At 64.8% G+C, this 25,052-nt stretch carries 25 protein-coding genes; 5 read left to right on the top strand and 20 right to left on the bottom strand.

From position 1 onward, the window contains the following. Positions 1-80 precede the first annotated feature (80 nt). From hutG to LY284_RS21450, 16 genes are all read right to left on the bottom strand, one after another. Positions 81-884, bottom strand: a complete 804-nt coding sequence (gene hutG, locus LY284_RS21525) for an N-formylglutamate deformylase (RefSeq protein ID WP_233387922.1) — start codon at positions 882-884, stop codon at positions 81-83. 9 nt (positions 885-893) lie between these two features. Then, a complete protein-coding gene (locus tag LY284_RS21520) occupies positions 894-2,294 on the bottom strand; it encodes a formimidoylglutamate deiminase (RefSeq protein WP_233387921.1) in 1,401 nt (466 codons plus the stop codon). Between the two features lie 55 nt (positions 2,295-2,349). Next, positions 2,350-2,925: a HutD family protein gene (locus LY284_RS21515; RefSeq protein WP_233387920.1), complete on the bottom strand. Its 576-nt coding sequence runs from the start codon at positions 2,923-2,925 to the stop codon at positions 2,350-2,352. A 4-nt stretch (positions 2,926-2,929) separates the two neighbouring features. Continuing rightward, the gene (gene hutC / locus LY284_RS21510) at positions 2,930-3,625 is read right to left on the bottom strand and encodes a histidine utilization repressor (RefSeq protein WP_233387919.1); all 696 of its coding nucleotides are present in this window, start codon (positions 3,623-3,625) and stop codon (positions 2,930-2,932) included. After that, positions 3,622-5,160, bottom strand: a complete 1,539-nt coding sequence (gene hutH, locus LY284_RS21505; protein WP_233387918.1) for a histidine ammonia-lyase — start codon at positions 5,158-5,160, stop codon at positions 3,622-3,624. Before hutH ends, hutC begins: the two co-directional genes overlap by 4 nt. 122 nt (positions 5,161-5,282) lie before the next feature. Beyond that, the gene (locus tag LY284_RS21500; protein WP_233387917.1) at positions 5,283-5,762 is read right to left on the bottom strand and encodes a GNAT family N-acetyltransferase; all 480 of its coding nucleotides are present in this window, start codon (positions 5,760-5,762) and stop codon (positions 5,283-5,285) included. Between the two features lie 151 nt (positions 5,763-5,913). After that, complete coding sequence (gene crcB, locus LY284_RS21495) at positions 5,914-6,291, bottom strand: fluoride efflux transporter CrcB (RefSeq protein WP_014251154.1); 378 nt, start codon at positions 6,289-6,291, stop codon at positions 5,914-5,916. Between the two features lie 33 nt (positions 6,292-6,324). Next, positions 6,325-6,543, bottom strand: coding sequence for a hypothetical protein (locus LY284_RS21490; protein ID WP_045455844.1), 219 nt, complete (start codon positions 6,541-6,543; stop codon positions 6,325-6,327). Positions 6,544-6,645: 102 nt separating this feature from the next. After that, positions 6,646-7,470, bottom strand: a complete 825-nt coding sequence (locus tag LY284_RS21485; protein ID WP_233387916.1) for a M55 family metallopeptidase — start codon at positions 7,468-7,470, stop codon at positions 6,646-6,648. Continuing rightward, positions 7,467-8,441 carry a P1 family peptidase gene (locus LY284_RS21480; RefSeq protein WP_233387915.1) on the bottom strand — a complete coding sequence of 325 codons (975 nt, stop codon included), beginning with the start codon at positions 8,439-8,441 and terminating at the stop codon, positions 7,467-7,469. The genes LY284_RS21485 and LY284_RS21480 overlap by 4 nt, the downstream gene beginning before the upstream one ends. Continuing rightward, positions 8,438-9,328 carry a glutathione ABC transporter permease GsiD gene (gsiD, locus tag LY284_RS21475; protein WP_045454810.1) on the bottom strand — a complete coding sequence of 297 codons (891 nt, stop codon included), beginning with the start codon at positions 9,326-9,328 and terminating at the stop codon, positions 8,438-8,440. Before gsiD ends, LY284_RS21480 begins: the two co-directional genes overlap by 4 nt. A 7-nt stretch (positions 9,329-9,335) precedes the next feature. Next, complete coding sequence (gene gsiC, locus LY284_RS21470) at positions 9,336-10,256, bottom strand: glutathione ABC transporter permease GsiC (RefSeq protein ID WP_014251158.1); 921 nt, start codon at positions 10,254-10,256, stop codon at positions 9,336-9,338. Between the two features lie 48 nt (positions 10,257-10,304). After that, complete coding sequence (gene gsiB / locus LY284_RS21465) at positions 10,305-11,855, bottom strand: glutathione ABC transporter substrate-binding protein GsiB (RefSeq protein WP_233387914.1); 1,551 nt, start codon at positions 11,853-11,855, stop codon at positions 10,305-10,307. Between the two features lie 25 nt (positions 11,856-11,880). Beyond that, complete coding sequence (locus LY284_RS21460) at positions 11,881-13,779, bottom strand: dipeptide ABC transporter ATP-binding protein (protein WP_233387913.1); 1,899 nt, start codon at positions 13,777-13,779, stop codon at positions 11,881-11,883. Beyond that, complete coding sequence (locus LY284_RS21455) at positions 13,776-14,741, bottom strand: isoaspartyl peptidase/L-asparaginase family protein (RefSeq protein WP_233387912.1); 966 nt, start codon at positions 14,739-14,741, stop codon at positions 13,776-13,778. The genes LY284_RS21460 and LY284_RS21455 overlap by 4 nt, the downstream gene beginning before the upstream one ends. Further along, a complete protein-coding gene (locus LY284_RS21450; protein ID WP_233387911.1) occupies positions 14,738-15,736 on the bottom strand; it encodes a MurR/RpiR family transcriptional regulator in 999 nt (332 codons plus the stop codon). Before LY284_RS21450 ends, LY284_RS21455 begins: the two co-directional genes overlap by 4 nt. 205 nt (positions 15,737-15,941) lie before the next feature. On the opposite strand from LY284_RS21450, the gene LY284_RS21445 reads away from it, so the two are divergent. Next, positions 15,942-17,207 (top strand): mechanosensitive ion channel family protein, encoded by a 1,266-nt coding sequence (locus LY284_RS21445; RefSeq protein WP_053569625.1) that lies wholly within the window; start codon positions 15,942-15,944, stop codon positions 17,205-17,207. A 178-nt stretch (positions 17,208-17,385) separates the two neighbouring features. Then, positions 17,386-18,378, top strand: a complete 993-nt coding sequence (locus LY284_RS21440) for a LysR family transcriptional regulator (RefSeq protein WP_233387910.1) — start codon at positions 17,386-17,388, stop codon at positions 18,376-18,378. 14 nt (positions 18,379-18,392) lie between these two features. On the opposite strand, the gene LY284_RS21435 is transcribed toward LY284_RS21440, so the two are convergent. Continuing rightward, a complete protein-coding gene (locus tag LY284_RS21435) occupies positions 18,393-18,689 on the bottom strand; it encodes a YciI-like protein (RefSeq protein ID WP_014251165.1) in 297 nt (98 codons plus the stop codon). A 159-nt stretch (positions 18,690-18,848) separates the two neighbouring features. Here LY284_RS21435 and LY284_RS21430 point away from each other — a divergent pair, with 159 nt between their 5' ends. Both LY284_RS21430 and LY284_RS21425 read left to right on the top strand, forming a co-directional pair. After that, complete coding sequence (locus tag LY284_RS21430) at positions 18,849-19,085, top strand: hypothetical protein (RefSeq protein ID WP_143281656.1); 237 nt, start codon at positions 18,849-18,851, stop codon at positions 19,083-19,085. Positions 19,086-19,220: 135 nt separating this feature from the next. Then, positions 19,221-21,035: an OmpA family protein gene (locus tag LY284_RS21425; RefSeq protein ID WP_233387909.1), complete on the top strand. Its 1,815-nt coding sequence runs from the start codon at positions 19,221-19,223 to the stop codon at positions 21,033-21,035. Positions 21,036-21,118: 83 nt separating this feature from the next. Here the strand turns inward: LY284_RS21425 and LY284_RS21420 are convergent, their stop codons facing one another. After that, complete coding sequence (locus LY284_RS21420) at positions 21,119-21,616, bottom strand: hypothetical protein (protein ID WP_233387908.1); 498 nt, start codon at positions 21,614-21,616, stop codon at positions 21,119-21,121. 208 nt (positions 21,617-21,824) lie between these two features. On the opposite strand from LY284_RS21420, the gene LY284_RS21415 reads away from it, so the two are divergent. Continuing rightward, positions 21,825-22,079: a GlsB/YeaQ/YmgE family stress response membrane protein gene (locus LY284_RS21415; RefSeq protein ID WP_014251169.1), complete on the top strand. Its 255-nt coding sequence runs from the start codon at positions 21,825-21,827 to the stop codon at positions 22,077-22,079. 69 nt (positions 22,080-22,148) lie between these two features. Here the strand turns inward: LY284_RS21415 and hutI are convergent, their stop codons facing one another. Continuing rightward, positions 22,149-23,369, bottom strand: a complete 1,221-nt coding sequence (hutI, locus tag LY284_RS21410; protein ID WP_233387907.1) for an imidazolonepropionase — start codon at positions 23,367-23,369, stop codon at positions 22,149-22,151. Then, on the bottom strand, positions 23,366-25,039 hold the full coding sequence (gene hutU / locus LY284_RS21405; protein ID WP_233387906.1) for a urocanate hydratase: 1,674 nt from the start codon (positions 25,037-25,039) through the stop codon (positions 23,366-23,368). Before hutU ends, hutI begins: the two co-directional genes overlap by 4 nt. Between the last annotated feature and the right edge of the window lie 13 nt (positions 25,040-25,052).

Raw genomic sequence — 25,052 nt, 5'->3', positions numbered from 1 at the left:
TGTCCGACGCAACCGTAATCGATTGCAAAACCCGTCGCCATTACGGCTGCGTCAGTCAATCGTCACTTCCGCGCCAGCGTTCAGGCAGTGGTCACGAAGGCCAGTGCGCCTGTCAGGAGCTCGCGCAACAACGGCTGAACCTGATTCGCGCGCGTCTCGTCGTAGGCGAACGGCGACGATTCTTCCATGTAGCTGCACTGCGTCAGTTCCAGTTGAACCGCGTGCACGCCCTGCGCCGGGCTGCCATAGCGGCGCGTGATGTAGCCGCCCTTGAAGCGTCCGTTCGCGACCGTCGAGTAACGTCCGTCGCGCTCGACGATTCGCGCGAGGTGCTCGGCAAGGCCCGGCGCCGCCGACGCGCCGTCCGCCGTGCCGAAGTTGAAATCGGGCAAGCGGCCATCGAAAAAACGCGGAACCACCGAGCGGATCGAATGCGCTTCCCATAGCAGCACGCGGCCATGCGCATGCCGCAGCGCGTCGATCTCGCCGGCGAGCGCATCGTGATACGGCTGCCAGTACATCGCGCGGCGCGCATCGATCTGCTCGCGCGACGGCTCGTGGCCCGGCTTGTAAAGCGGCGCCTTGTCGAACGTGTCGATGGGACACAGGCCCGTCGTGTCGCGGCCGGGATAGAGACTGGCGTCGTCGGGCGGACGGTTCAGGTCGATGACATAGCGCGCGTAAGTCGGCGTCAGAATCGACGCGCCCAGGCCGCGCGCGAACGCATACAGCTTCTCCAGATGCCAGTCGCAATCCTCGGTGCGTTTCGCGATCGGCGTCATCTCGTCGGCGAGCGCGCAGGGAATCTGCGTACCCCGGTGCGGAATCGAAATCAGGAGCGGCGCACTGCCGCGTTCGAGCGTGAAGATCGATGAGTCGTTCATGGCATCACCTCAGGCGAGCAAGCCGCGCAAGGCGTCGCGATAACGCGCGAGCGCTGCGTCTTCATGCGCGTGACGGCGCGCATCGACCACCTTGCGGCCGGACACGAAGATGTCGCGGATCGGCGTCTCGCCATGCTCGCAGAACACCGCGCTAGACAGCCACGTCTCGGGCGCATGGCCGCCGATGCCCGGATGCGCGTCGTCGAGCACGAGCCAGTCCGCGCGCATGCCCGGCGCAAGCGCGCCGACGGGCCGCCCTGTCGCGTGCGCGCCGCCGTCGAGCGCGGCATCGAAAAGACGTTCGGCGGGACGGCTCTGCGTCGCCGATGCGAGCACGTTGCGCTGACGGCGGCACAGACGCTGGCCGTATTCGAGCAGACGCAGCTCCGAGCGCCAGTCCACGCCGATATGACTGTCCGAACCGATGCCGATGCGCCCGCCCGCATCGAGATAATCGCGCGAGGGAAACACGCCGTCGCCGAGATTCGCCTCGGTCGTGAGACACAGGCCCGCGACCGCGCCGCTCGCCGCGAGACGCGCGCATTCGTGCGCGTCGATATGCGTCGCGTGCACGAGGCACCAGCGCTCGTCGACATTGAAGCGTTCGAGCAGCCATTCCACCGGACGATGCCCGGTCGCCGCGACGCACGCTTCCACTTCGGCGACCTGCTCCGCGACGTGGATATGCACCGGCGCATGACCGAAACGCCCTTCGAGCCCCTTGAGCCCTTCGAGCAGCGCCGCGAGCGATTCGCCCGCGACCGCGCGCAACGAATGCGGCGCGACGCCGTAACGCCGCGCGCCGTTCTCGGGCCGCGCGGCGGCGAGCGTTTCGATGAGCGCGAGCAGCGTGTCGGGCGTGTTCAGAAAGCGCCGCTGATCGTCGCGCGGCGCGCCCTTGTTGAAGCCGCTGTATTCGTAAAGCACCGGCAGCATCGTGATGCCGATGCCCGCACGCTCCGCGGCATCGACGACGCGCTCGGCCAGTTCCGCGCGGTTCGCGTAAGGCGAGCCGTCGGGTGCGTGATGCACGTAATGAAATTCGCACACCGACGTGTAGCCCGCCTTCAGCATCTCGATGTAAAGCCAGTGCGCGATATCGGCGAGCGACTCGGGACCGATCTTCGCGGCGAAGCGATACATGAGATCGCGCCAGCTCCAGAACGTGTCGGCGACGCTCGCGCGATATTCGGTGAGGCCCGCCATCGCGCGCTGGAACGCGTGCGAGTGCAGGTTCGGCATGCCGGGCATGACCGGCCCCTTCGCCCGTTCGACGCCCGCAGGCGCGGCGCTGCCCGGCGTGACGCGCACGAGCTTGCCGCCTTCGTCCCATTCGAGAAGCACGTCGCGCCGCCACCCGTCGGCGAGGCGCGCGTGGTCTGCAAAGAATGCGCGATTCGCAGCGTTCATGTTCAGTCTCCGTTCTTATATCGAGGCGCGGCTGCTTGGCGAGCCGTTCGCCGCATTACACCATGTCGATGCCGATGTGCAGCCACGCGGCGTCATGCGACGCCTCGCACTCCATCGCGGATACGGCCGCGCGATCGAGGCGCAGCGTGTCGTCTGTTTCGATCGTATGGCGCGTCCCGTCGGCGAGCTTGATATCGATCCGGCCACGCGCGCAGAAGACGAAAGTCACATCGTGCACGACTTCGACGGAGCATGAAGCGCGCCGGATCTCCAAGCTCGCGCGGGCGCGATCGCGACGCACCATCACGTTGAAATCGCGTGTCGGGCCGTCGATCAAGGTCGCGTGAATCGGCGTTTCGCCGGGAAAGCGCGCCATGGCGAGCGGCGCATCGAGCGCGTGCACGCGGCCATCGTCTTGCGTCAGACGCATGCCCGCGCCATCGAGCAGCACGAGCACGCGATCGACGCCCGCGAAAGCCGAAAACGCGGCGTCTTCAGCCACGTCCGCCAGCGACAGACGCCACGCGAACGCATCCAGCGACGCGCCCGGCGGCCCCGCCGCGATCTCGCGCGTCACGCCGCCGCCGTTCTTCCACGGCCTGGGCGTGAGCGATTCGGCGCGAATCATCATGAGATTAGAAATGCCCGGTGAATTGGTATCGATCGCCCGGATGCCAGAGATTGGCAACCGAGGCGACCGCGTCGCGCGACCACGTGCGCCGATGCAGCAGCAGACACGGCTCGTGCTCTCTCATCGCGAGCGCCTGGCGAATTTCCGGCGACGGCACCGACGCCTCGATCCGGTATTCGACGCGCTGCAGCGGCGCGGCGGACATGAGGTACTGGTTCGGCGTGATCGTCGTGAAATCCTGACGCGCGTATTCCGGCGCGAGCGCGGGATTCACGTAGCGCTCTTCCATCTGCACCGGCTCGTCGTTCTCGAAGTGCAGCACGCGCGAATGAAACACCGGACTGCCGAGCGTGAGATGCATTTCGTCGGAAAGCAGCTCATCGACGATCGATGCGCCCAGATGCAGCACCTCCGCGCGGTACGCATGGCCGCGCGCGACGATTTCATCGGAAATGCTGCGGATCTCGACGAGCGTCGACGCGTATTTCGGCTGCGCGACGAACGTGCCCGCGCCCTGCACGCGCGTGAGCACCTGATCGGCGGTCAGCTCGCGCAGCGCGCGGTTCACGGTCATGCGCGCGACCTTGAACTCGCGCGCGAGTTCGTTCTCGGAGGGCACCTGATCGCCCTCCTTCCACTCGCCTACGTGAATGCGCTGGAGAATGTAATCCTTGATCTCCTGATACGCGGGCGTGTTCATGCGCTTTGTTCCAGCGCTTCCGACGCGAACGAGAACGGGCTGTGCCGGCCGATCGCGCCGTCCTGCACGAGCGTGGCGATCGCGGCGATATCCGGCGCGAAGTAACGATCCAGATCGTAGTGCGGAACGTGCGCGCGCAACGTCTTCACGACTTCGAGCAAAGGCGCGCTGGTCTGATGCGGCGCGCGCAGATCGACGCCCTGTGCCGCCGCGAGCAGCTCGATCGCGAGGATATTGGCCGTGTTGCTGGCGATGTCGCCGAGCTTGCGCGCGGCGAAGGTCGCCATCGAAACGTGATCTTCCTGATTCGCCGACGTCGGCAGCGAATCCACCGATGCCGGATGCGCGAGCGTCTTGTTCTCCGACGCGAGCGCGGCCGCCGTCACATGGGCGATCATGAAGCCGGAGTTCACGCCGCCGTCGCGCACGAGGAAAGGCGGCAGGCCAGACAGTGTCGCGTCGATCAGCAGCGCGATGCGGCGTTCCGCCAGCGCGCCGATTTCAGCGGCGGCAAGCGCGAGATTGTCGGCGGCGAACGCGACCGGCTCCGCGTGGAAGTTGCCGCCCGAGAGCACTTCGCCGGTGTCGGGGAAGATCAGCGGATTGTCGGAGACGGCGTTCGATTCGATCAGCAGGATGTCGGCGGCGTGGCGCATCTGGTCCAGACACGCGCCCATGACCTGCGGCTGGCAGCGCAGGCTGTACGGGTCCTGCACCTTGTCGCAGTCCGCGTGCGACAGGTTGATGCCCGAGCCCTTCAACAGCGTGCGGTACGCGGCCGCCGCTTCCATCTGCCCGCGATGCCCGCGCAGTTCGTGGATGCGCGCATCGAACGGCACGACCGAGCCCGCCGCCGCATCCACCGACAGCGCGCCCGCGACGAGCCCCGTGCGGAACAGGTCTTCGATCGCAAACAGGTTGTACAGCGCGAGCGCCGCCGACGCCTGCGTGCCGTTCAGCAACGCCAGCCCTTCCTTCGCCTGCAGCGTGAGCGGCTTGAGGCCCGCGACCTTGAGGCCGTCGAGCGCGCTCGCGCGTTCGCCGCGGATGGTCACGTCGCCGAGGCCGAGCAGCACCGTCGACATATGCGCGAGCGGCGCGAGATCGCCCGATGCGCCGACCGAGCCCTTCACCGGGATGACCGGCAGCACGTCGGCGTTGAACAGCGTGATGAGCGCGTCGATGACTTCGCGGCGGATGCCCGAATGACCGCGCCCGAGGCTCGACAGCTTGAGCGCCATCAAAAGCCGCACGACCGGACGCGACATCGGCTCGCCGACGCCCACCGCGTGCGACAGCACGAGATTCTTCTGCAGCAGTTCGAGCTGGTCAGCCGGAATGTGCGTGTTGGCGAGCCGCCCGAAGCCCGTATTGATGCCGTAAGCCGGATCGCCCTTTGCGGCAATGGCGGCGACGGCGCGCGCGCTCGCATCGATCGCGCCGAAGCTGGCGGGATCGAGTTCGAGCGGGTCCGAGCCTCGCGCGATGCGGCGCAGTTGCGGGAGAGTCAGCTTTCCGGGCGTGAGCGTGATCATGGTTCGTCCTGTCTATACAAGTTAGACTCAAGTCTAAACGCGCATGAAGGACGAAACAAGGGGATATCCGGGATATCACTGAGATCTCCCGGGTGGTTTTACACATCTTGTCTATACAGATTTTACGTTTCCAGCACCTTCTCCATCACGAACTGGACAAAGCGCTGTTCGCGCACCACGATCGCGCGCGCGAGCAGTGTCGTGAAGCCGCAATATTCGAAGAACGGTTTCCCGGTGACGCTCGAATACGTGTGCAGCGTCGTCAGACCGGCCTCTTCCGCTTCGGCCTCGATGCGCGCGAGCAGCGATGTCGCCACGCTTTTGCGCTGAAACTTCGGATCGACGAACATCATGTCGATCAGACCGTTTTTCTGGAGATCGGCGAAGCCGGCGAGCGCGCCGTCGACGAGACCGACCCAGGTCGGGCGGCTCAGACGCGCGAGTTCCCATTCGTCGCGGTCGGCTTGCGCCCAGGCTTCGATCTGCGCTGCGTTGTAGTCGGCCGAAGCCGTTTCGCGAACGGCGCGTTGAAACAGATCGATCACACCGTCGAGATCGCTCGTGCGATACGGTCTCACATCGATGAGCGGCGGCCTTGGCATTTCATCACCTTCGTTACTGTCAAAGAAAAAACCGCTGCATAGGCAGCGAGGGATTAGCGTTGGAAAACGCGGAAGAAAATAGCGGAAACACGTTGGGATCGGGTGCGCGCAAACGTTCAAATCGCGAGAAATCGGATTTCGCTGCGTGCCTTCAGGACGCCACCGCGACCGTGGCGATACCGAGCGCGGTCATGAGCAGCGAGGCGCAAACGTGAATCGCGATCTCGGCGAGCGCCCAGCCGAGCCGCCCTTGCTGGAGATGCGCGACCACTTCGGCCGAGAACGTGGAAAACGTGGACAGCCCGCCCATCAGCCCCGTAATGATGAAAAGACGCCATTCCATCGAGATATCCGGATAGCGCGCAAAAAAGGCGACCGCCACGCCGATGATGTAGCCGGCGATGACGTTCGCCGCGAACGTGCCGAGCGGCAGATTCGGAAAGATCGCATTCAGGCGCAGACCGAGGACCCATCGGAGCAGCGAACCCAGTCCGCCGCCGAGCCCTACGGCGATGATCGACAGATACATGAAATATGTGAAATCGGTTTGAAATTAACTGCGTTATGCCTCGCGGGCGAGCCGGTCGATCAACGCGCCGCGGCTCGTCTCGACGATCCAGCCTTCCCGGTGCCGCACATGCGCCGCCCACGTGCCGTCGCGCCGCTGTTCCCAGCAGCCGGCGTCATGACCGTCGATGAACAGCGAGCCGCGCACGACGAGTTGCGGATCGGCGGGATCGAGGACTTCGTCATCGTTGTGTTCGAGCTTCACCGTGTGCATGAGCGTCGTCTGCAAAAACACGTCAAAACCAGAGCCGGTCTTGCGCGTGGCTCCATTCTAACGATACTCAAAGACGATACTCAAAGCGCCGGGTTCAAACCCTCACCGTATCATGAAGGACATTGCCGAAAGACAATTGAGCATTCGCACGACGTGTTCGGCCGACGGCGCCTCGAAAGCGAGGGTCACGGCATCGATGCGCTCGAGCGCCGGCCACTGGCAGAAGAGATCGGCGAACGCGGTGGTTTGCGCACGCAATTCGCAGCGATACGCCCTGGGCGCGGAACGCCGCGCATGGCCCGAGGCCGCCGCGCCTTCGACCGTCTCCCGCGCGGCGAGCCGGATCGCTTCGCACGCCGCCGCCGGCGTTTCCGTCACGCCGCTGGAATAGCCGTGCGCGGTCTTCACGCAAAGAAAGCGCGCGCCGGGAAACGCGGGCAGCGTTTCGGCGCCGAACACGTCGTCGCCGGAAAGAAGCGCGACGCGCGCGCCCTGTTCCTCCGCGAGCCGGCCGTACAGTCCAGCCTCGCCGGTTTCCTCGCCATCGAGCGAAACCCGCGCGAACGCGGCGCTGTTGATGGTATGCGCGAGAATGCCGCGGCTTTGCGCCCGCGCGTGATAGCCGATCATGAACACCAGGTCCGGCGATGCCTCCAGCCCCGCCATCATGCCGAGCGTGCGCGGCTTGCCGAGCACGAGGCGCGCGCGCTGATCGAGCAAATCGGGCATCAGGTTGCGAAAGCCGCCGTGCGAATCGTTGATCCACACCTGCGACGCGCCGCCCTCGAATGCGCCTTGCGCGGCGGCGTTCGCCTCGTGCGTCATCCAGCGGCGCGCCTGCTCGTATTCGGTGTTGCCGGGTCGCGTCTGCTCCGGATGGAACACGCCCGCGATGCCTTCGATATCCACTGAAATCAGCACTTTCATGAGCGTGCCTTCAATGCGTCGTTGAGCGATAAGCGCCGGTGGCCGTCGCGTCCGGCGACCGTTTCGGCGCTATGGAGCGCGTCGAGGATCGCGTGCTCGACGCTCTCGGCGGCGGCCTGGAACAGCGGATCGAGCCGCGCGTCGTTGATAAGCGGCGGCAGTGCGATGAAGTCCGCATCGTGCCGCGCCGTGTACGCGGTCGTGAAGGCCAGCGCGATATCGCCGCTGCCGTGGCCGTAGACCGAGCCGGTGCGCGCGAGGCCGGCCGCGGCCCGCATCGCGACGCGGCGCAACTGGCGCGAATCGAGCGGCGCGTCGGTTGCGATCAGCATGATGATCGAGCCTTGTTCGGGCGTCGCGTGCGTCCTGGCTTGCAGCCTTTGCCCGACCGCTTCGCCTTCGATGACCAGTTGATGCAGCTTGCCGAAGTTCGCGAGCACGAGCGCGCCCGTCGTGAAGGACTGTTCGCCGATGCGCGCAATGCGCGAAGCCGAGCCGATGCCGCCCTTCAGCTCGAAGCACGACATGCCGCGCCCCGCGCCCACCGCGCCGCGCGCGAAATCCGCGCTGCACGCGTCGAGCGCACTCGCGTAATGCGCCTCGTCGATCGCGAGCGCCTGCATGTCGTTCAGATAGCCGTCGTTGCATTCGAACACGAGCGGATTCACGCTCGGCTCTTCGCGTCCGATGCGCGGATTCGCCGCGATGGCCGCGCGAATCTGCGCATTCGCAACCGTGCCGACGCCGAACGTATTGGTCAGCGCGATAGGCGTTTCGAGCACGCCGAGCTCATCGAGCTGAACCAGCCCGACGCTCTTGCCGAAGCCGTTGATCACGCACGCCGCGGCGGGCACCTTGTCGCGGTACACATCGCCGCCGTGCGGACGAATCACCGTGACGCCCGTCTGAATCGCGCCTTGCGCAAGCGTGCAATGACCGACGGTCACGCCCGCGACGTCGGATATCGTCATGGCCGGTCGAGTTTGGGATCGAGCGCGTCGCGCAGGCCGTCGCCTAGCAGATTGAACGCGAGCACCGTGAAGAAGATCGCGAGACTCGGGAAGATCGCGACGTGCGGGGCCATCGCCATGTCGGCGCGCGCTTCGTTGAGCATCGCACCCCACTCGGGCGTCGGCGGCTGCGCGCCGAGTCCGAGAAACGAGAGACTCGCCGCCGTGATGATCGACGTGCCGATGCGCATCGTGAAGTACACGACCACCGACGAGATCGTGCCCGGCAGAATGTGCCGCGCGAGGATCGTCCAGTCCGATGCGCCGATGCTCTTCGCCGCCTCGATATACGTGAGATGCTTCAGCGCGAGCGTGTTGCCGCGCACGAGCCGCGCGAACGCGGGAATGCTGAAGATCGCGACCGCGCACACCACGTTCACCATGCCGTTGCCGAGAATCGCGACGACGCCGATCGCGAGCAAAATGCCGGGAAAGGCGAACAGCACGTCTGCAATGCGCATCACGATGCGGTCCCACCAGCCTTCGTAATAGCCCGCGAGCAGTCCGAAGAACGTGCCGATGACCGCGCCGATCACGACCGAAAGCAGACCCGCCGTTAGCGAGATGCGGCTGCCGACGAGGATGCGGCTCAGAATGTCGCGCCCGAGCGAATCCACACCGAACCAGTGCGCGGCGGACGGGCCCGCATTGAGCGCGTCGTAATCGAAATAGTTTTCCGGATCGTAAGGCGCGATATACGGCGCGACGATCGCGATCACGACCAGCAGCAACACGAAGCCCGCTGCGACCATCGCGACATGCTGCCGTTTGAACTTGCGCCAGAACTCGCTCCACGGCGTGCGGATTTCGTGGGCGGCGGCGACCGGCGTTTGCGCTGTTACGCTCATCGCGTCCTCACTTGAAACGAATGGTCGGATTGATGATCGCGTACAGCACGTCCACGACCAGATTGATTACGATGAATTCCAGCGAAAACAGCAGCACTTCCGCCTGAATCACCGGATAGTCGCGCATCTCGACGGCATCGACGAGCAGGCGTCCGAGGCCCGGCCAGTTGAACACCTTCTCCACGACGATCGAGCCGCCGAGCAGAAAGCCGAACTGCAGGCCCATCATCGTGACGACGGGAATCATCGCGTTGCGCAGACAATGCTTCACGATGACCATGGGCTCGTGCACGCCCTTCGCGCGCGCGGTGCGCACGAAATCTTCGCCGAGCACTTCGACGAACGACGCACGCGTGAAGCGCGCCATCACCGCCGCGACCGCCGCGCCCAATGTGAGCGACGGCAGCACATAGCTTTGCCACGAGCCATCGCCGACGATCGGCAGCCAGCCGAGCTTCACCGAGAAGATTTCCATCAGCAGCATGCCGAGCGCGAAGGCGGGAAACGAGATGCCCGACACCGCGAGCGTCATGCCCAGCCGGTCCGGCCAGCGATTGCGCCACACAGCCGACACGATGCCGATCGCCATGCCGAAGATCACCGCCCACACCATGCTCGCGACCGTGAGCCACAACGTAGGCATGAAGCGTTCGGCGATCTCCGTCGATACCGGCCGCTTGCTGCGCGTGGACATGCCGAAGTCGAAATGCACGATCTTGCCGAAGAAGTTCACCAGTTGCTGCGGCAACGGCTTGTCGAGACCCAGATCGGCGCGCACGAGCGCGACCGTGGCTTCGTCGGCTTCCGCGCCCGCGGCGAGACGCGCCGGATCGCCCGGCAACATGTGCACGAAAAAGAACACCAGTACCGCGACGATGAAGAGCGTCGGCAGCAAGCCTAACAATCGTTTGGCGATGAAATTGAGCATCGTTTTTCTTCAGATGAGGCCGGGCAGCGCGTGCCCGGCCCAGGCGCCTTACTTGATCGCGATCTCGTCGAAGCTGAACGAGCCGTCGGGCATCACGTACGCGCCGGACAGACGCTTGCTGCGCGCGTACACGACCTTTTCCGTGACGAGGAAGATCCACGGCGCATCGGCCCAGATGCGTTTTTGCGCATCGGTGTAGAGCTTCGCTTTTTCGCCGCGATCGGTGGTCGCGAGCGCCTTCTGCAAGTCTTCGTCAACCTGATCGTTCTTGTAGTACGCCGTGTTGAAGAGCTTCGGCGGGAAGGAACCGCCGCTCAGGAGCGGCGAGATCGCCCAGTCCGCTTCGCCCGTCGACGACGACCAGCCGATGTAGAGCATGCGCACGGGCGCGGTCTTGGGATCCGGCGCGCTTTCGATGCGCTGCACGCGCTGCCCCGCTTCGAGCGCCTCGACCGACGTCTTCACGCCCACTTGCGAAAGCTGCTGCTGCACGAACTGGATGATCTTCTGCGCGGTCGTGTGGTTATAGCCGGACCACAACACGGTTTCGAAGCCGTTCGGATAGCCCGCTTCCTTCAGCAGTTCGCGCGCTTTCGCCGGATCGTATTTCCAGGGACCGAGCTTCGGCGTCGCGTAATCGACGCCCGGCGGCACGACGCCTTCGGCCGGCACGGCATAACCCGCGAACGCGACCTTGACGAGCGCTTCCTTGTTGATCGCGTAGTTCATCGCCTCGCGCACCTTCGGGTTATCGAAGGGCTTTTGCAGCGTGTTCATGCTGACATAGCGCTGAATGATCGACGGCGCCGCGATCAGATCGACCTTCGGGCTCGACTTGAGCGAATCGGCCTGCTCGAACGGCACCGAGAACGCGAAGTCCGCCTCGCCCGTTTTCATGAGCGCGGCGCGCGTGTTGTTATCGACGACCGGCTTCCAGTCGATCATGTCGATCTTCGGCAGGCCCTTTTTCCAGTAGCCCGCGAACTTCTTCACCTTCAGGTCGTCGGTCTGCTTCCATTCGACGAACTCGAACGGCCCCGTGCCGACGGGATGAAACGCGATCTCCTTGCCGTACTTCTGCAGCGCGGCCGGCGAGATCATGACCGCCGAAGGATGCGCAAGCACGTTGATGAACGCCGAGAACGGAATCTTCAGCGTGATCTTCACCGTGTACGGATCGATCACTTCCGTCTTCTCGATCTTGTTGAAGAGGTTGTAGCGCTTCAACTTGTTGTCCGGATTCGTCACGCGGTCGAATACGGCCTTCACGGCGTCGGCGTTGAAGTCGGTGCCGTCGTGAAACTTCACGCCCTGGCGCAGCTTGATCGTATAGACCTTCGCATCCGGGCTCGCCTCGTAGCTCGTGGCGAGCACGTTCTGGATCTTCATGTCCTTGTCGAAACCGAACAGGCCCTGATAGAACGACTTCGCCACCGCCTGCGAGAGCGTGTCGTTGGCGTCGTACGGGTCCATCGTCGTGAAGGTCGAGGCGACGGCCATCACGGCGGTGCTTTGCGCATGCGCTGCAACGGGTGCGAGGGCGGTCAGTGTGACGAACGCGCTTGCTGCGAGCGTCGCGCGCAATTGGAAACTCGGCATCGTTGGACTCCTTGTTGAAGTGCTTCTAGTAAGCGCCGCCGACGTGATGCTCGGCAACGTAATGATCCGGTCCGACGGCAACCAGTTTTGCGACGACGGGCTCATCGCCGAGCTTGCGGATCGGGCTCGGAATCTCGTCAGCGGCGAGCATGCGTTTGGCGTGCCGCCGCGACGGATCGGCAACCGGCACCGCGCTCATGAGCTTCCTCGTGTACGGGTGGCGCGGCGCTTCGAACACGGCCGCGCGCGGCCCGATCTCGACGATCTGCCCGAGATACATCACCGCCACGCGATGACTCACGCGCTCCACGACCGCCATGTCGTGCGAGATGAAGAGATACGCCACGCCGAGTTCGCGCTGCAGGTCGAGCATCAGATTGACGATCTGCGCGCGCACCGAAACATCGAGCGCGGAGACGGATTCGTCGGCGATCACGACTTTCGGGTTCAGCGCGAGCGCTCTTGCAATCGCGATGCGCTGCCGCTGACCGCCCGAGAATTCATGCGGATAACGCTGCGCGGCCTCGGGCGGCAAGCCGACTTTTTCGAGCAGCCAGTCGACGCGCGCCTGCGCTTCCTTCCCGCTCGCGACGCCATGCACGAGCAGCGGCTCCATCACCGAAAAGCCGACTGTCAGACGCGGATTGAGCGACGCGAACGGGTCCTGAAAGATGAACTGGATATTGCGCCGCAGTGTTTGCAGCGCGTGGCCTTCGAGCTTGCTGATATCGCGTCCGTCGAATTCGATCGAACCGCTCTGGCTCTCGACGAGACGCAACAGCGACCGGCCCGTGGTCGATTTGCCGCAGCCCGATTCGCCGACGAGCGCGAGCGTTTCGCCCGGACGCAGTTCGAAGCTCACGCGCTCGACCGCATGCACAGCCGCGGTCGTGCGTCCGAACAGGCCGCTTTTCACCGGAAAGCGCGTGACGAGATCGCGCACGCGCAAAATGGGCTGCACGGTTTCGTCGACGGCGGGCTGCTGTTCCTTCTCGACCGCCGCAGACGGACGCAGCGCGCTCGCGTCGTCCGGGGCGCTATCCACGGGCTCGACTTCGAGGATAGGGAATTTCGCGGGGCGGTCGGTGCCGCGCATCGCGCCGAGCGTGGGCACCGCGGCGAGCAGCGCCTTCGTGTACGCATGCTTCGGCGCGTGGAACAGCGCGTCCGATGGCGCTTCCTCGACCTTCTCGCCGCGATACATCACGAGCACGCGATCCGCCACTTCGGCGACCACGCCCATGTCGTGCGTGATGAAGATCACGCCCATGTTCATCTCGTCCTGCAGGCCGCGCACGAGTTGCAGAATCTGCGCCTGAATGGTGACATCGAGCGCGGTGGTCGGCTCGTCGGCGATCAGGATCGCGGGCTTGCACGAGAGCGCCATCGCGATCATCACGCGCTGGCGCATGCCGCCCGACAACTGATGCGGATAGCGCGCGAATACACGCTTCGATTCGGGAATGCGCACGAGATCGAGCAGATGCAATGCTTCGGCGCGCGCTTGTGCATGGCTCTTGCCCTGATGCAGCGCAATGGCTTCCGCGATCTGATCGCCGACCGTGAACACCGGATTGAGCGATGTCATCGGTTCCTGAAAGATCATCGCGATATCGGCGCCGCGCACGCCGCGCATCGTCGCGGACGAGGCTTTCGCGAGATCGAGCGTGATGCCGTTGCGTCGGCGAAACGCGATGCTGCCCGAGACGATCTGGCCGCCGCCGTGCTCGACGAGACGCATCAGCGCGAGCGACGTGACCGACTTGCCCGAGCCCGACTCGCCGACGATCGCGAGCGTCTCGCCGCGATCCACGGCAAACGAGATATTGCGCACGGCTTCGATGGTGCGCGAGCGCGAGCGAAACGCGACCGACAGATCGCGCACGTCGATCACGCGGGCATCGGGCAGGGTCGGTATCGTCATCGATAGATCGCCGTAACGGGCGTTTCGCCCACGCGCGCGAAACCGCGATACATGCCTTCCGTGTTGAACGGCAGCACGACGTTGCCCTTCGCGTCGACGGCGACGAGACCGCCGCGTCCTTCGATGCGCAGCAGACGGTTCATCACGACATCGTGCGATGCGTCTTCCAGCGACGCGCCGCGATACTCCATCTGCGCCGAGACGTCGTAGGCCGCGAGCATGCGCATGAACATTTCGCCCGTGCCGGTGGTGGACACGGCGCAGGTGGCGTCGTTCGCATAGCAGCCCGCGCCGATCAGCGGCGCATCGCCGACGCGGCCCGCCTGTTTGTTGGTGATGCCACCCGTCGACGTGGCCGCCGCCAGATGACCCTGCGCATCGAGCGCGACCGCGCCGACGGTGCCGAACTTCTTGTCGGGGTCGATGGGATCGTTCTCGAAAGCAAACTTTGTCGTCGCGTCGTGATCGAGCATCGTGCCCGAGCTACCGCGCGCCTTCATCCATTGTTGATGGCGCGCCTCCGTATAGAAGTACGACGGATCGACGAATTCGAGCCCCTGCGCCTGTGCGAATGCTTCCGCGCCCGCGGCGGTGAACATGACGTGTTCGCTCACGTCGAGCACGCGGCGCGCGGCGAGCACCGGGTTTTTCACGCGCGTCACGCAACTGACGGCGCCGGCTTCGAGCGTCGCGCCGTCCATCACGGAGGCGTCGAGTTCGTGCGTGCCGGCCGCCGTGAACACCGCGCCGTGGCCCGCGTTGAAGAGCGGACAATCTTCGAGCAGGCGCACGGCTTCGGTGACGGCGTCGAGTGCGCTGCCGCCATCGGCGAGCACACGCTGCCCGGCGAGCAGGATGCCTTCAAGCGCCGTGTGATAGCGCGCCTCGGTTTCGGTGTTCATCGCGCTGCGCAGGATCGTGCCCGCGCCGCCGTGAATCGCAATGACTGGTGTGGCCTTCATGATTCGCGCGGTTCCGTGTGAATGGTTCTTTTCGCGTGCGTGCGGCGCTTTGCGTGCTCGGCGTGTTCCGTGTGCTCTCGTGTGAGCGACGGCGCGACGAGCCACGGCAGCACGAATTCGGTCAATCCCGACGCCGCCTCGACCGACCGCTTCGCGCGATGCGCGACCGCATCGCACAGCGCTTCGATGACCGCGAGCACCGCCGTGTCGCAGTTCGCCGCCAGCCTGCGTTCGGCGCGGATCGCGAGCACGAGGTCCGCCACTTGCGCGAGCGGCGACGCCGTGCTGTCGGTCATCGCGATGACGCGCAAGCCGTGATCGCGCGCGAGCCGTGCGAGCGCGATGGTGTCGTCGACATAGCGCGGAAACGCGATCGCGATGAGCACGTCGCCGCGCGTCGCCGTGAAGAGCCGCCGCGCCGCGTGCGACGGCCCGCCCATCAGCGCGAGCGACTGCACGTTCGAGCAATACGGCGTGAGCCCGTGCTCCATCAGACCGGCGAGAAACGCGCTCGCGCCATAGCCGATCACGAAGACGCGCGGCGCGGCGAGAATCATCTCGACGATGACCTCGGCTCTCGCGCCATCGACGGACGTCTGGGCGAGACGCAGATTCGCGGCCGCCTGCGCGAGCGATGCATCGAAAACTTCCGCGCCGCTCGCGGGCGATTCCAGCGCGGTCCGCAAACGTTCGACCGGCGCGATGGTCGCCTCGAAGCCGCGCACTAGCGCCTCGCGAAACGCCGGATAGCCGGAAAAGCCGAGCGCGCGCGCAAAGCGGTTCGCCGTCGCGACCGACGCGCCCACCGCGCCCGCCAGCTCGTCGATACGCATGGTCGCCGAGCGGAACAGGTTGGCCAGCACGAATGCGCCCATGCGCCGATGGATCGGCGTGAGCGTCGGCATGGCCGCGGCGATGCGCGCGGAGATCAGATCGTCTGCGCTCGCCGGCGTGCGAACCGCATGAGGCGCATGGGCCGATAGGGAACGGGACATGAAACGCTCTGCTGACCTTGCCAGAGTGACGATGAAAGTATATTTACTCGAAAACCTCGCGAAAAAAAATTCATTTTCATCGACTTCGGGTTTTCGATAAGGCGTGTTCCGATGAGGCGTTTTCCGATTAGGCACGCACGTCCGCGGTGTTCGATGCGCGTTCATGCACAATACCGGGCGCACTTCCCTGTTCCTACCCATAAGTATGAATTTCGATTTCCTTCCCGATCCTTTGCCGCAGCAACTCGCCGCTCATCCGTGGGCGCAGCTCGTCGCGGGTCTCGTCATGCTCGCGCTGATCGCGCTGTTCGTTCAATGGGTCGTCGCGCGCATCGTGCTCGGTATCGCGCATCGCCTGCTCGTGCTCGCGGGGCACGAGAAGTGGGATCGCGCGTTCATCAGGCATCGCGCCTATCACCGGCTCTGGTACGCGGTGCCGTTCGCGACGGTGGCGCTCGGCATCGACGAAGTGCCGCGCATCGGTCACTGGGCCGTGGTCATCGGCCGCGTCGCGCATGGCTGCGCGTGGATCTGCGTGTTTCTCGCCGCGGGCAGCGCGCTCTCGGCGTGGCAGGACGTCTATGCGGAAAGCAAGGAAGCGCAGACGCGCTCGATCAAGGGCTATATCCAGATCGGCAAGCTCGCGCTTGCGCTCGTGTGCGGCGTGCTGGTGCTGTCGATTCTCATCGACCGCTCACCGCTCTGGATGCTCTCCGGTCTCGGCGCGCTCTCCGCGGTGCTGCTGCTCGTGTTCAAGGACACGTTGCTGTCGCTGGTTGCGAGCACGCAACTGACGTCGAACGACATGCTGCGCATCGGCGACTGGATCGAAATGCCGCAAGCCGCCGCCGATGGCTTCGTGAAGGACATCGCGCTGCATACGGTCAAGGTGCAGAACTGGGACAACACCGTGACGACCGTGCCGACGTATAAGCTCTTTTCGGAGAGCTATCGCAACTATCGGCATATGTTCGAATCGGGCGGACGGCGCATCAAGCGCACCTTGCGTATCGATGCGCAATGCGTGCGATTTCTCACCGACGAAGAGACCGCGCGGCTGAAACGCTTTCGCCTGCTGCACGATTATCTGGAACAGAAGCAGACCGAAGTCGAGCAGGCGAACCGCAATCTCGGCGAGCTCGCCAACGAGCCGGCCAACCGCCGGCGGCTCACGAATATCGGCACGTTTCGCGCGTATGGGCTGGCGTATCTGCAGCGGCACCCGGAAATCCGTCAGGACATGGCCATGATGGTGCGTATGCTGGAGCCCGAATCGCAGGGCATTCCGATCGAGGTCTACTGCTTCACCGCGACGACCGCGTGGACGCAATACGAGCGCATTCAGGGCGACGTGTTCGATCATCTGCTCTCCATCCTTCCGGAGATGGGTCTGCGGCTCTACCAATCGCCTTCGGGCGCGGACATGACCGGTTTCGCGGGCCGGCTGCGCGGCGAGATGCCGATGCTCTGATGCTCGCCGTCGCGAAGGATCAGGCAAGAATCCGCCATTTTTGTGTATTCACGTTGACGCTTCCCGTCCGTACGATCTAACCATCGCCGATGCGCCTTTTTTCCGCAGCCTCACAGCCGCGGTGGAGTCGCTTTTACTCGCGCATCGCCATTCAATCGTCATAAAAGGAAAACTCAACGTGATCGATCGCGTCCATGCCATGCGTGTCTTTACGCGTGTCGTCGATACGAACAGTTTCACGCGCGCCGCCGAATCACTCGGCATGCCGCGCGCGAGTGTTTCGACGACCGTGCAACAACTCGAAGCGCTCGTCGGCGTGCAACTGCTTGCACGCACGACGCGGCGCCTGAATCTCACCGTCGATGGCGCCGCTTATTACGAACGCTGCGCGCAAATCCTCGCCGATATCGACGAGCTCGAATCCGGTTTCGGCGCGGGCGAAGAGCGCCTGCGCGGACGGCTGCGCGTCGAGATGCCCGATACCGTCGCGACCTCGATCGTCGTGCCCGCGCTGCCGGAATTTCACGCGCGCTATCCGCAGATCGAGCTGTCGATCGGCATCGGCAATCGCAATGTGGATCTCGTCGGCGAAGGGGTCGATTGCAGCGTGCAACTCGGCGAATTACCGGATTCGGGTCTGATCGCGCGCCGGCTCGGCATGCTCGAACAGGTGACGTGCGCAAGCCCCGCGTATCTGGAAAAGCACGGCACGCCGCAAACGCTCGACGAACTCGCGCAGCATGTCGCTGTGAACTGTCTGTCGGAAAAAAGCGGCCGCCCCGCCGACTTCGATTTCGATGTCGATGGCAAGCCCGTCACGATGAAGATGCGCGGCTTCGTGCAGGTCGCCGACGAACACGCGTATCTCGCGTGCGGCGTCGAGGGGCTCGGGCTGATCCAGCCGTTGCGCATCGCGGCGCAGTCTTACCTGCGTTCGGGACAATTGCGCGAAGTGCTGCCGCAGTGGAAGTCGCCGCCGATGAAGGTATCGGTCGCGTTCCTGAAGAGCCGTCAGGCGACCCCGCGCGTCTCGGTGTTCGTCGACTGGCTCGCGGCGCTCTTCGAACGCTCGCAGCAGATCGACGATACGCTCACGAGCCTGTATCGCTCGGCGCAGCGCCGGGTTCCCACGCGCCGCGATCGTCCCGAGGAAGAAACGGCCGACGCGTGACTGTCTCGTCGGCGTTATCGCACGGGCGTGGCCGCGCTCGCGCCGACGACCGTGTTCCACTTGCGCACTTCCCAGCGCTCGACCAGGCCGTTTTTCACATACGGATCGTTTTTCGCGAAGTCTTCCGCCGGCGCGGGTGAATCGCTGTGAAATAGCAGCATTGCGCGATCGGTGGGCGTGTCGAGCGCGCCGGCGAGCACGATCTCGCCCCGTTCGACGGCGGCCCACGCGAGGGCGAGATGCGCGTCGCGGAATTGCGCGCGGCGCTCCAGATAATCCGAACAAAGTTCGTAAATCAGCAGGTAGTGCATCGCCTTCTCCTTTTCAGTGCTTCAGCGCAACAGTGTCTGGCTCGCCCGGCTAGTTTGTCCTATTTCCGAGATCGAAACCAAGAGTTCAATCGGAAGCTTCTGATCGTCAGGCGAAAGCTTATCGAAGATCATGTGCAGGTATTCGAAAAGGACTCCGCCATGAATCGCGATCAACCTCCCTGCAATACGTGCGCGAAACACGATTGCCGCACGTGTGCGTGGACGTCGCCGCTCGACGCATCGTACCGCACGCTCATTCGGTCTCACTCCATGCTGTCCCTCCTTGCGCTTCAGGTGAACAGCGACGAACCCGCGCCCGCCGAACCGTCATGGCTCGGCATCACCGGAAAGCGCATTCTCAGGTTCTTCACTGGCATGAGCCCGCGCGCACGCTGAAGCGTCGCACAGTCGCATCGGCGCGCCATTTTCGTAAAGAAGTTTGCCTAAATCTTTTTAGGATAACTGCGCATATAGAATGCGCTGCACCATTGCGCCTGCGTTGCGCGCCCATGTAGAAAGGAAAGACAGTCGATGAGCATCAATCTCGTCCAGGCGGTCAATTCCGCGATCTCGGACCACATCGCGGAACAGCTGTCGCAACAGTTCGGCATACCCGGGCCCATCGTCCGGCAAGTCGCGGCACGCATCGCGCCCGGACTCGTGGCATCGCTGATGGACCGGGCGACGCTCGTACCCGGCGCGCAGTCGGTGTACGCCGTCATCATGCAGCCGGAGACGAACGCTTATATCGTCGATCAGTTTTCCAAGCTCATCGCGACCACCGGCGGGCTCAAGCAACTCGAAGCCAACGGCCATTCGCTGGCCGCGCTCGCAACCGGCCAGCGCGTCGATGCGCTGACCGACGCCGTATCCGCCGAGACCGGCGTTCCCACGCAAGCTACTTCGGCGCTCGCGGGCATCGTCGCCGCGGTGCTGTTCGGCACCCTGAAGCGGCATTTCCTGCTCGCGCAGTGGGGCCTGACGCAAGTGCCGAAACTCCTGCGCGAGCAGATCGGCGAAATCAATACGTCGATGTCGAACGCGGTCGCGGCGGCCATCGGCGTCGGCAACACCGAAGGCTTCACCAGTTGCATCGCGCCCCGTCTCGCTACAGTCGCATCGAGCCTGGACCAGCGCATCGACAACGACGTGCCCTTTGCGGTTGCGCCGGAGCCCGCCGCAGCCGCCGCCGTGCTGAGCGCGCCTGTCGCGAAGTCCGCGCCGCGCCCGGCAGCCGCGCCTTCGTCTCCGTCTCAGCCTACGTTGCGCAAGCCGGTCATCAAGCCCGCGACGAAGCGTTCGAACAAGTGGGTCTGGGTGCTGTTCGCCGTGTTGGCACTGATTCTCGTGCTGGTCTACTATCGCGGCTTCACGACACGCGACAGCATCGATCTGAGCACGGCTCCGGCAGCGCCGCATGTGGCGGACGTGTCGGCGCCGGCCACGCAGCCCGTGGACGAAGCCCCGATCGCCGCATCGGCCATCGCCGACACGCCGATCACCACGGCGGCATCGGCCGTCGCCGCGCCTGCACCGACGACCGCACCCGCCTCGTGGAAAGACGCGCAATTGCTGTTCAACGTCAACGCGGCAGGCACGCCCGCGATCGAGGCCACGGTCGGCACGGAAGCCGAGAAGAAGCATCTGCTCGACACGCTGACGGCTCGTTTCGGCAAAGCCTTCACCGCGAACGTCGCCGTCGTGCCTGAAACGCGCCCCGCGACCTGGCTTTCGCGCCTGAACGATTTCTTCCCGCTGATGGCCCTGCCCGGCGCCGAAGCCAAGGTGAGCGGCTCGAAGGTCGAACTGAGCGGCACGGCCGCGAACGCCAAGCTCGGCTGGGCGGACCGTCTGAAGGGCACGCTCGGCGGCATGTTCCAGGTCGCCGCGTTCGACGTGGATGGCGCGGTCGCCACGGCGACGCAATCCTTTCGCAGCGCGATGAAGAGCCTGCTCGCAACCGACACGCCTTGCTCCGGCAGCAAGCTGACCAAGGTGCTCGACCTTCAGGTCGTCAATTTCGCGCGTTCGAGCGCGCAGTTGCCGGAAAGCGCGTACGCCACGCTCGGCGAGACGGCGCAGTTGCTCAAGAACTGCGCAGCCAAGGGCTCGATGGTGAATCTCGAAATCGCGGGCTATGCGGATACGCTGGGCGCGGCAGCGGCCAAGCTCGAAGTATCGAAGGAACGGGCTCAGGCAGTCCGCGGCTTCCTGGTGAAGAATGGCGTGCCGCCGCAATCGCTCACGGCGGCGGGTTACGGCGACGCCAATCCGGTTGCGGACAACGAAACCGCGAGCGGACGTTTCGCGAATCGAAGGATCGAATTCGTCGTGAAGAATCACTGAGCGCCAGAGCGCCGCTCGTCATCCCTTTGAAACGCCGTCGCGGCATAACGCGACGGCGTTTTCGTCTATGCGCTCAATCGCGTCTAACCACCCGAGCCCGGCTTGGCGAAATCGTTCTCGGCCCAGCGTTCCGCGCTGGCCTTGTTGAGCTTGAATGCCGGCGACACGCGCACATGCGCGAGTTGCGTGCCGTAGGCATCGAAGGCCTTGAGATTGGCGTACGGATCGTCCTCGTCGGGAACGATCTCCAGCGTGACCGTCAATTCCTCGCCGCGGACGTCGATGACGACGTTCTTGTGCAGCATCGCATGGCGCTGCTGTTCATGGCGGCGCAATACTTCCGACGCTGTCTTGACGAGCGTTCGAAACGCATTGGCGTCGAGCGGCTTCGGGTTTTTCTTGTCGCGGCCCATCGTCCACGGGCCGACAAGCGCGGGCTCGGCCTCGCCCGACTGGATCATTTCGACGGCCCAGCCGTCGTCGTCCTCGTTCTTGATCACGCGGGCGGTCCAGCCGTCGTCGCGCCAGAGGCGGTCCTCATGAATCGCGTCGTCAGTGGAAGGAAATTCGGAATCGGTCATATCGTTGCGGTGCGAACAGGCATTCAGATAATGCAACGAATTCTACCTTGGTCACGCACGCGGCACCGTTCATGCTTATGGCATAGGCCGTGTGGCCAGTGTCATACCCAAATGCATGGCGCCGTGCTAATTTGAATGTACCGGGCCCATCCGGAATCCATCTGCAACGCAGTCAAGAAGCCGTCAAACTCAGTCAAGGAGCAACCGCATGCTTGCATTCATCGGTACTTTGATCGTCGGACTCGTCGTCGGTCTCATCGCGCGGGCCATCAAGCCGGGCGACGACAACATGGGCTGGATCATGACCATCGTGCTCGGTATCGCGGGCTCGCTGATCGCGGGCTACGTCGGCCGCGCGCTGGGCTGGTATCAGCCGGGGCAACCGGCCGGGTGGATCGCCTCGGTCATCGGCGCGATCATCCTGCTCGTGGTCTGGGGCATGATCCGCAAGCGCAGTTCGTAACGCCGCGCCCGGACGTTTCTCGTTTCGGGTTCGAGCAAGACGCCTCGCCGATTCGGACGAGGCGTCTTTTTATGCGGCGATGCGCGCAAAGTCGATTTCCGCGCCCGCGCGCACGACGCGATTTTCCAGTGCGCCGCCGAGCCAATAGGAAAGCTCAGCAGGCCTGCCGATCTTCCACGCGACGAAATCCGCGGCCTTACCCGCTTCCAGCGAACCGTGCGTCGCCTGCAGTCCGAGCGCCTTCGCCGCGTGAATCGTCACGCCCGCGAGCGCCTCCTCCGGCGTCAGGCGGAACAGCGTGCAGCCCATGTTGAGCATCATGCGCAAGGAAAGCGCCGGCGACGTGCCGGGATTCAGATCGCTCGCCAGCGCGATCGGCACGCGGTGCCGCCGCAGCGCATCGACCGGGGGCAACTGCGTTTCGCGCAACATATAGAACGCGCCCGGAAGCAGCACGGCGACGGTGCCGGCTTGCGCCATCGCCACGGCATCGTCTTCGGTCATGTATTCGAGATGATCCGCCGACAGCGCCCGATAGCGCGCCGCAAGCGACGCGCCGTGCAATGACGACAACTGCTCCGCGTGCAGCTTCACGGGTACGCCGAGATCGCGCGCGCATTGGAAAACGCGCTCGACTTGCTGCGGCGAAAACGCGATGTGCTCGCAAAACGCATCGACCGCATCGACGAGTCCTTCTGCGACGAGCGCGGGCAGCATGTCGTCGCAGACGTACGCGATGTAGTCATCCGCGCGATTCGCGTATTCGGGCGGCAACGCATGCGCCGCAAGGCAGGTGGCGCGCACGGTCAGCGGCAGCGCGTGCCCGAGCCGCCGCGCGACGGCCAGCATCTTGCGCTCGTTCGCGAGATCGAGCCCGTAGCCGGATTTCACTTCGAGCGTGGTCACACCTTCGCGCACGAGGCCGAGCGCGCGCGCCTTCGCGGCTTCGAACAACGCGTCCTCGCTGGCTTCGCGCGTCGCGCGCACCGTGCTCGCAATGCCGCCGCCGCGCGCCGCGATCTCGGCGTAGCTCACGCCTTCGAGCCGCTCTTCGAACTCGCCGCTGCGATCGCCGCCGAACACGAGGTGCGTATGACAGTCGATCAGGCCCGGCGTCACCCATGCACCGTCGAGATCGACGCGCTCACCGGCGCCGATATCCGGCGCCGACGCGCGCGGCCCGATCCATTCGATGCGCGCGCCGTCGGTGAGAATCGCGGCGTCTTCGACGACCGAATACTTGCCGCCCGCCATCGTCGCGGCGTGGCAGCCGTGCCAGAGCGTTTTCATCGCGCGATCATCGGCAGGTCGAGGCCCTGCTCGCGGGCACACTGAACGGCGATGTCGTAGCCGGCGTCGGCGTGGCGCATGACGCCCGTCGCCGGATCGTTGTGCAGCACGCGCGCGATACGCGCGTCGGCTTCACGGCTGCCGTCGCATACGATCACGACGCCCGCGTGCTGCGAGAAGCCCATGCCGACGCCGCCGCCGTGATGGATCGACACCCACGTCGCGCCGCTCGCCGTGTTCAGGAGCGCGTTGAGCAGGGGCCAATCGGAAACGGCGTCGGAACCGTCCTGCATGGCTTCGGTTTCGCGATTCGGGCTCGCGACCGAGCCGGAATCGAGATGATCGCGGCCGATCACGACCGGCGCCGACAGCTCGCCGTTGCGCACCATCTCGTTGAACGCGAGGCCGAGCTTCGCGCGCTGCCCGAGGCCGACCCAGCAGATGCGCGCGGGCAGGCCCTGAAAGCTGATGCGCTCGCGCGCCATGTCGAGCCAGCGATGCAGATGCGCGTCGTCGGCGATGAGTTCCTTCACTTTCGCGTCGGTCTTGTAGATATCCTCCGGATCGCCCGACAGCGCCGCCCAGCGGAACGGCCCGACGCCGCGGCAAAAGAGCGGCCGGATATACGCCGGCACGAAGCCGGGAAAGTCGAAGGCATTGTCGACGCCCTCTTCCTTCGCCATCTGACGAATATTGTTGCCGTAGTCGAAGGTCGGCACGCCTTGTTCGCGGAACGCGAGCATCGCGCGCACGTGCTCGGCCATCGATTGCTTCGCGGCCTTCACGGTTCCCGCCGGATCGCTCAGCGCGCGGTCGCGATACTGCGCCCACGTCCACCCCTGCGGCAGATAGCCGTTGAGCGGATCGTGCGCGCTCGTCTGATCCGTGACCATGTCCGGGCGCACGCCGCGCCGCACGAGTTCGGGCAGCACGTCGGCGGCGTTGGCGCACAGGGCGATGGACATCGCGCGGCCTTCGGACGTGTAGCGCCGGATGCGCGCGAGGGCGTCGTCGAGATCGGTCGCCTGTTCGTCGACGTAACGCGTCTTCAGACGGAAATCGATGCGGCTCTGCTGGCATTCGATATTCAGCGAACACGCGCCCGCGAGGGTCGCCGCGAGCGGCTGCGCGCCGCCCATGCCACCGAGCCCCGCGGTCAGCACCCAGCGGCCTTTCAGGTCGCCGCCGTAGTGCTGCCGCCCCGCCTCGACGAAGGTCTCGTACGTGCCCTGCACGATGCCCTGGCTGCCGATGTAGATCCAGCTTCCGGCGGTCATCTGCCCGTACATGGCGAGGCCTTTCGCATCGAGTTCGTTGAAATGCTCCCAGTTCGCCCAGTGCGGCACGAGATTCGAATTCGCGATCAGCACGCGCGGCGCGTTCTCGTGCGTCCGGAACACACCGACCGGCTTGCCCGACTGCACCAGCAGCGTCTCGTCCGCTTCGAGGCGCTTCAGCGTCTCGACGATCTTGTCGTAGCACGCCCAGTCGCGCGCCGCCCGGCCGATGCCGCCATAGACGACCAGCTCGTTCGGATTCTCGGCCACGTCGGGATCGAGATTGTTCATCAGCATGCGCAGCGGCGCTTCGGTGAGCCAGCTCTTGGCGTTGAGCTGCGTGCCGCGCGGTGCGCGAATCTCGGTGTCGCGAAAACGGGAGGATGAAGTCACGGAGTGCTCCTGC

It is taken from the genome of Caballeronia sp. PC1 (genome assembly GCF_021353155.1).
Taxonomy (GTDB): Bacteria; Pseudomonadota; Gammaproteobacteria; order Burkholderiales; family Burkholderiaceae; genus Caballeronia; species Caballeronia cordobensis.
Note: the sequence above shows the minus strand (reverse complement) of the source record. Positions and strands in the feature narration are given on the sequence as shown.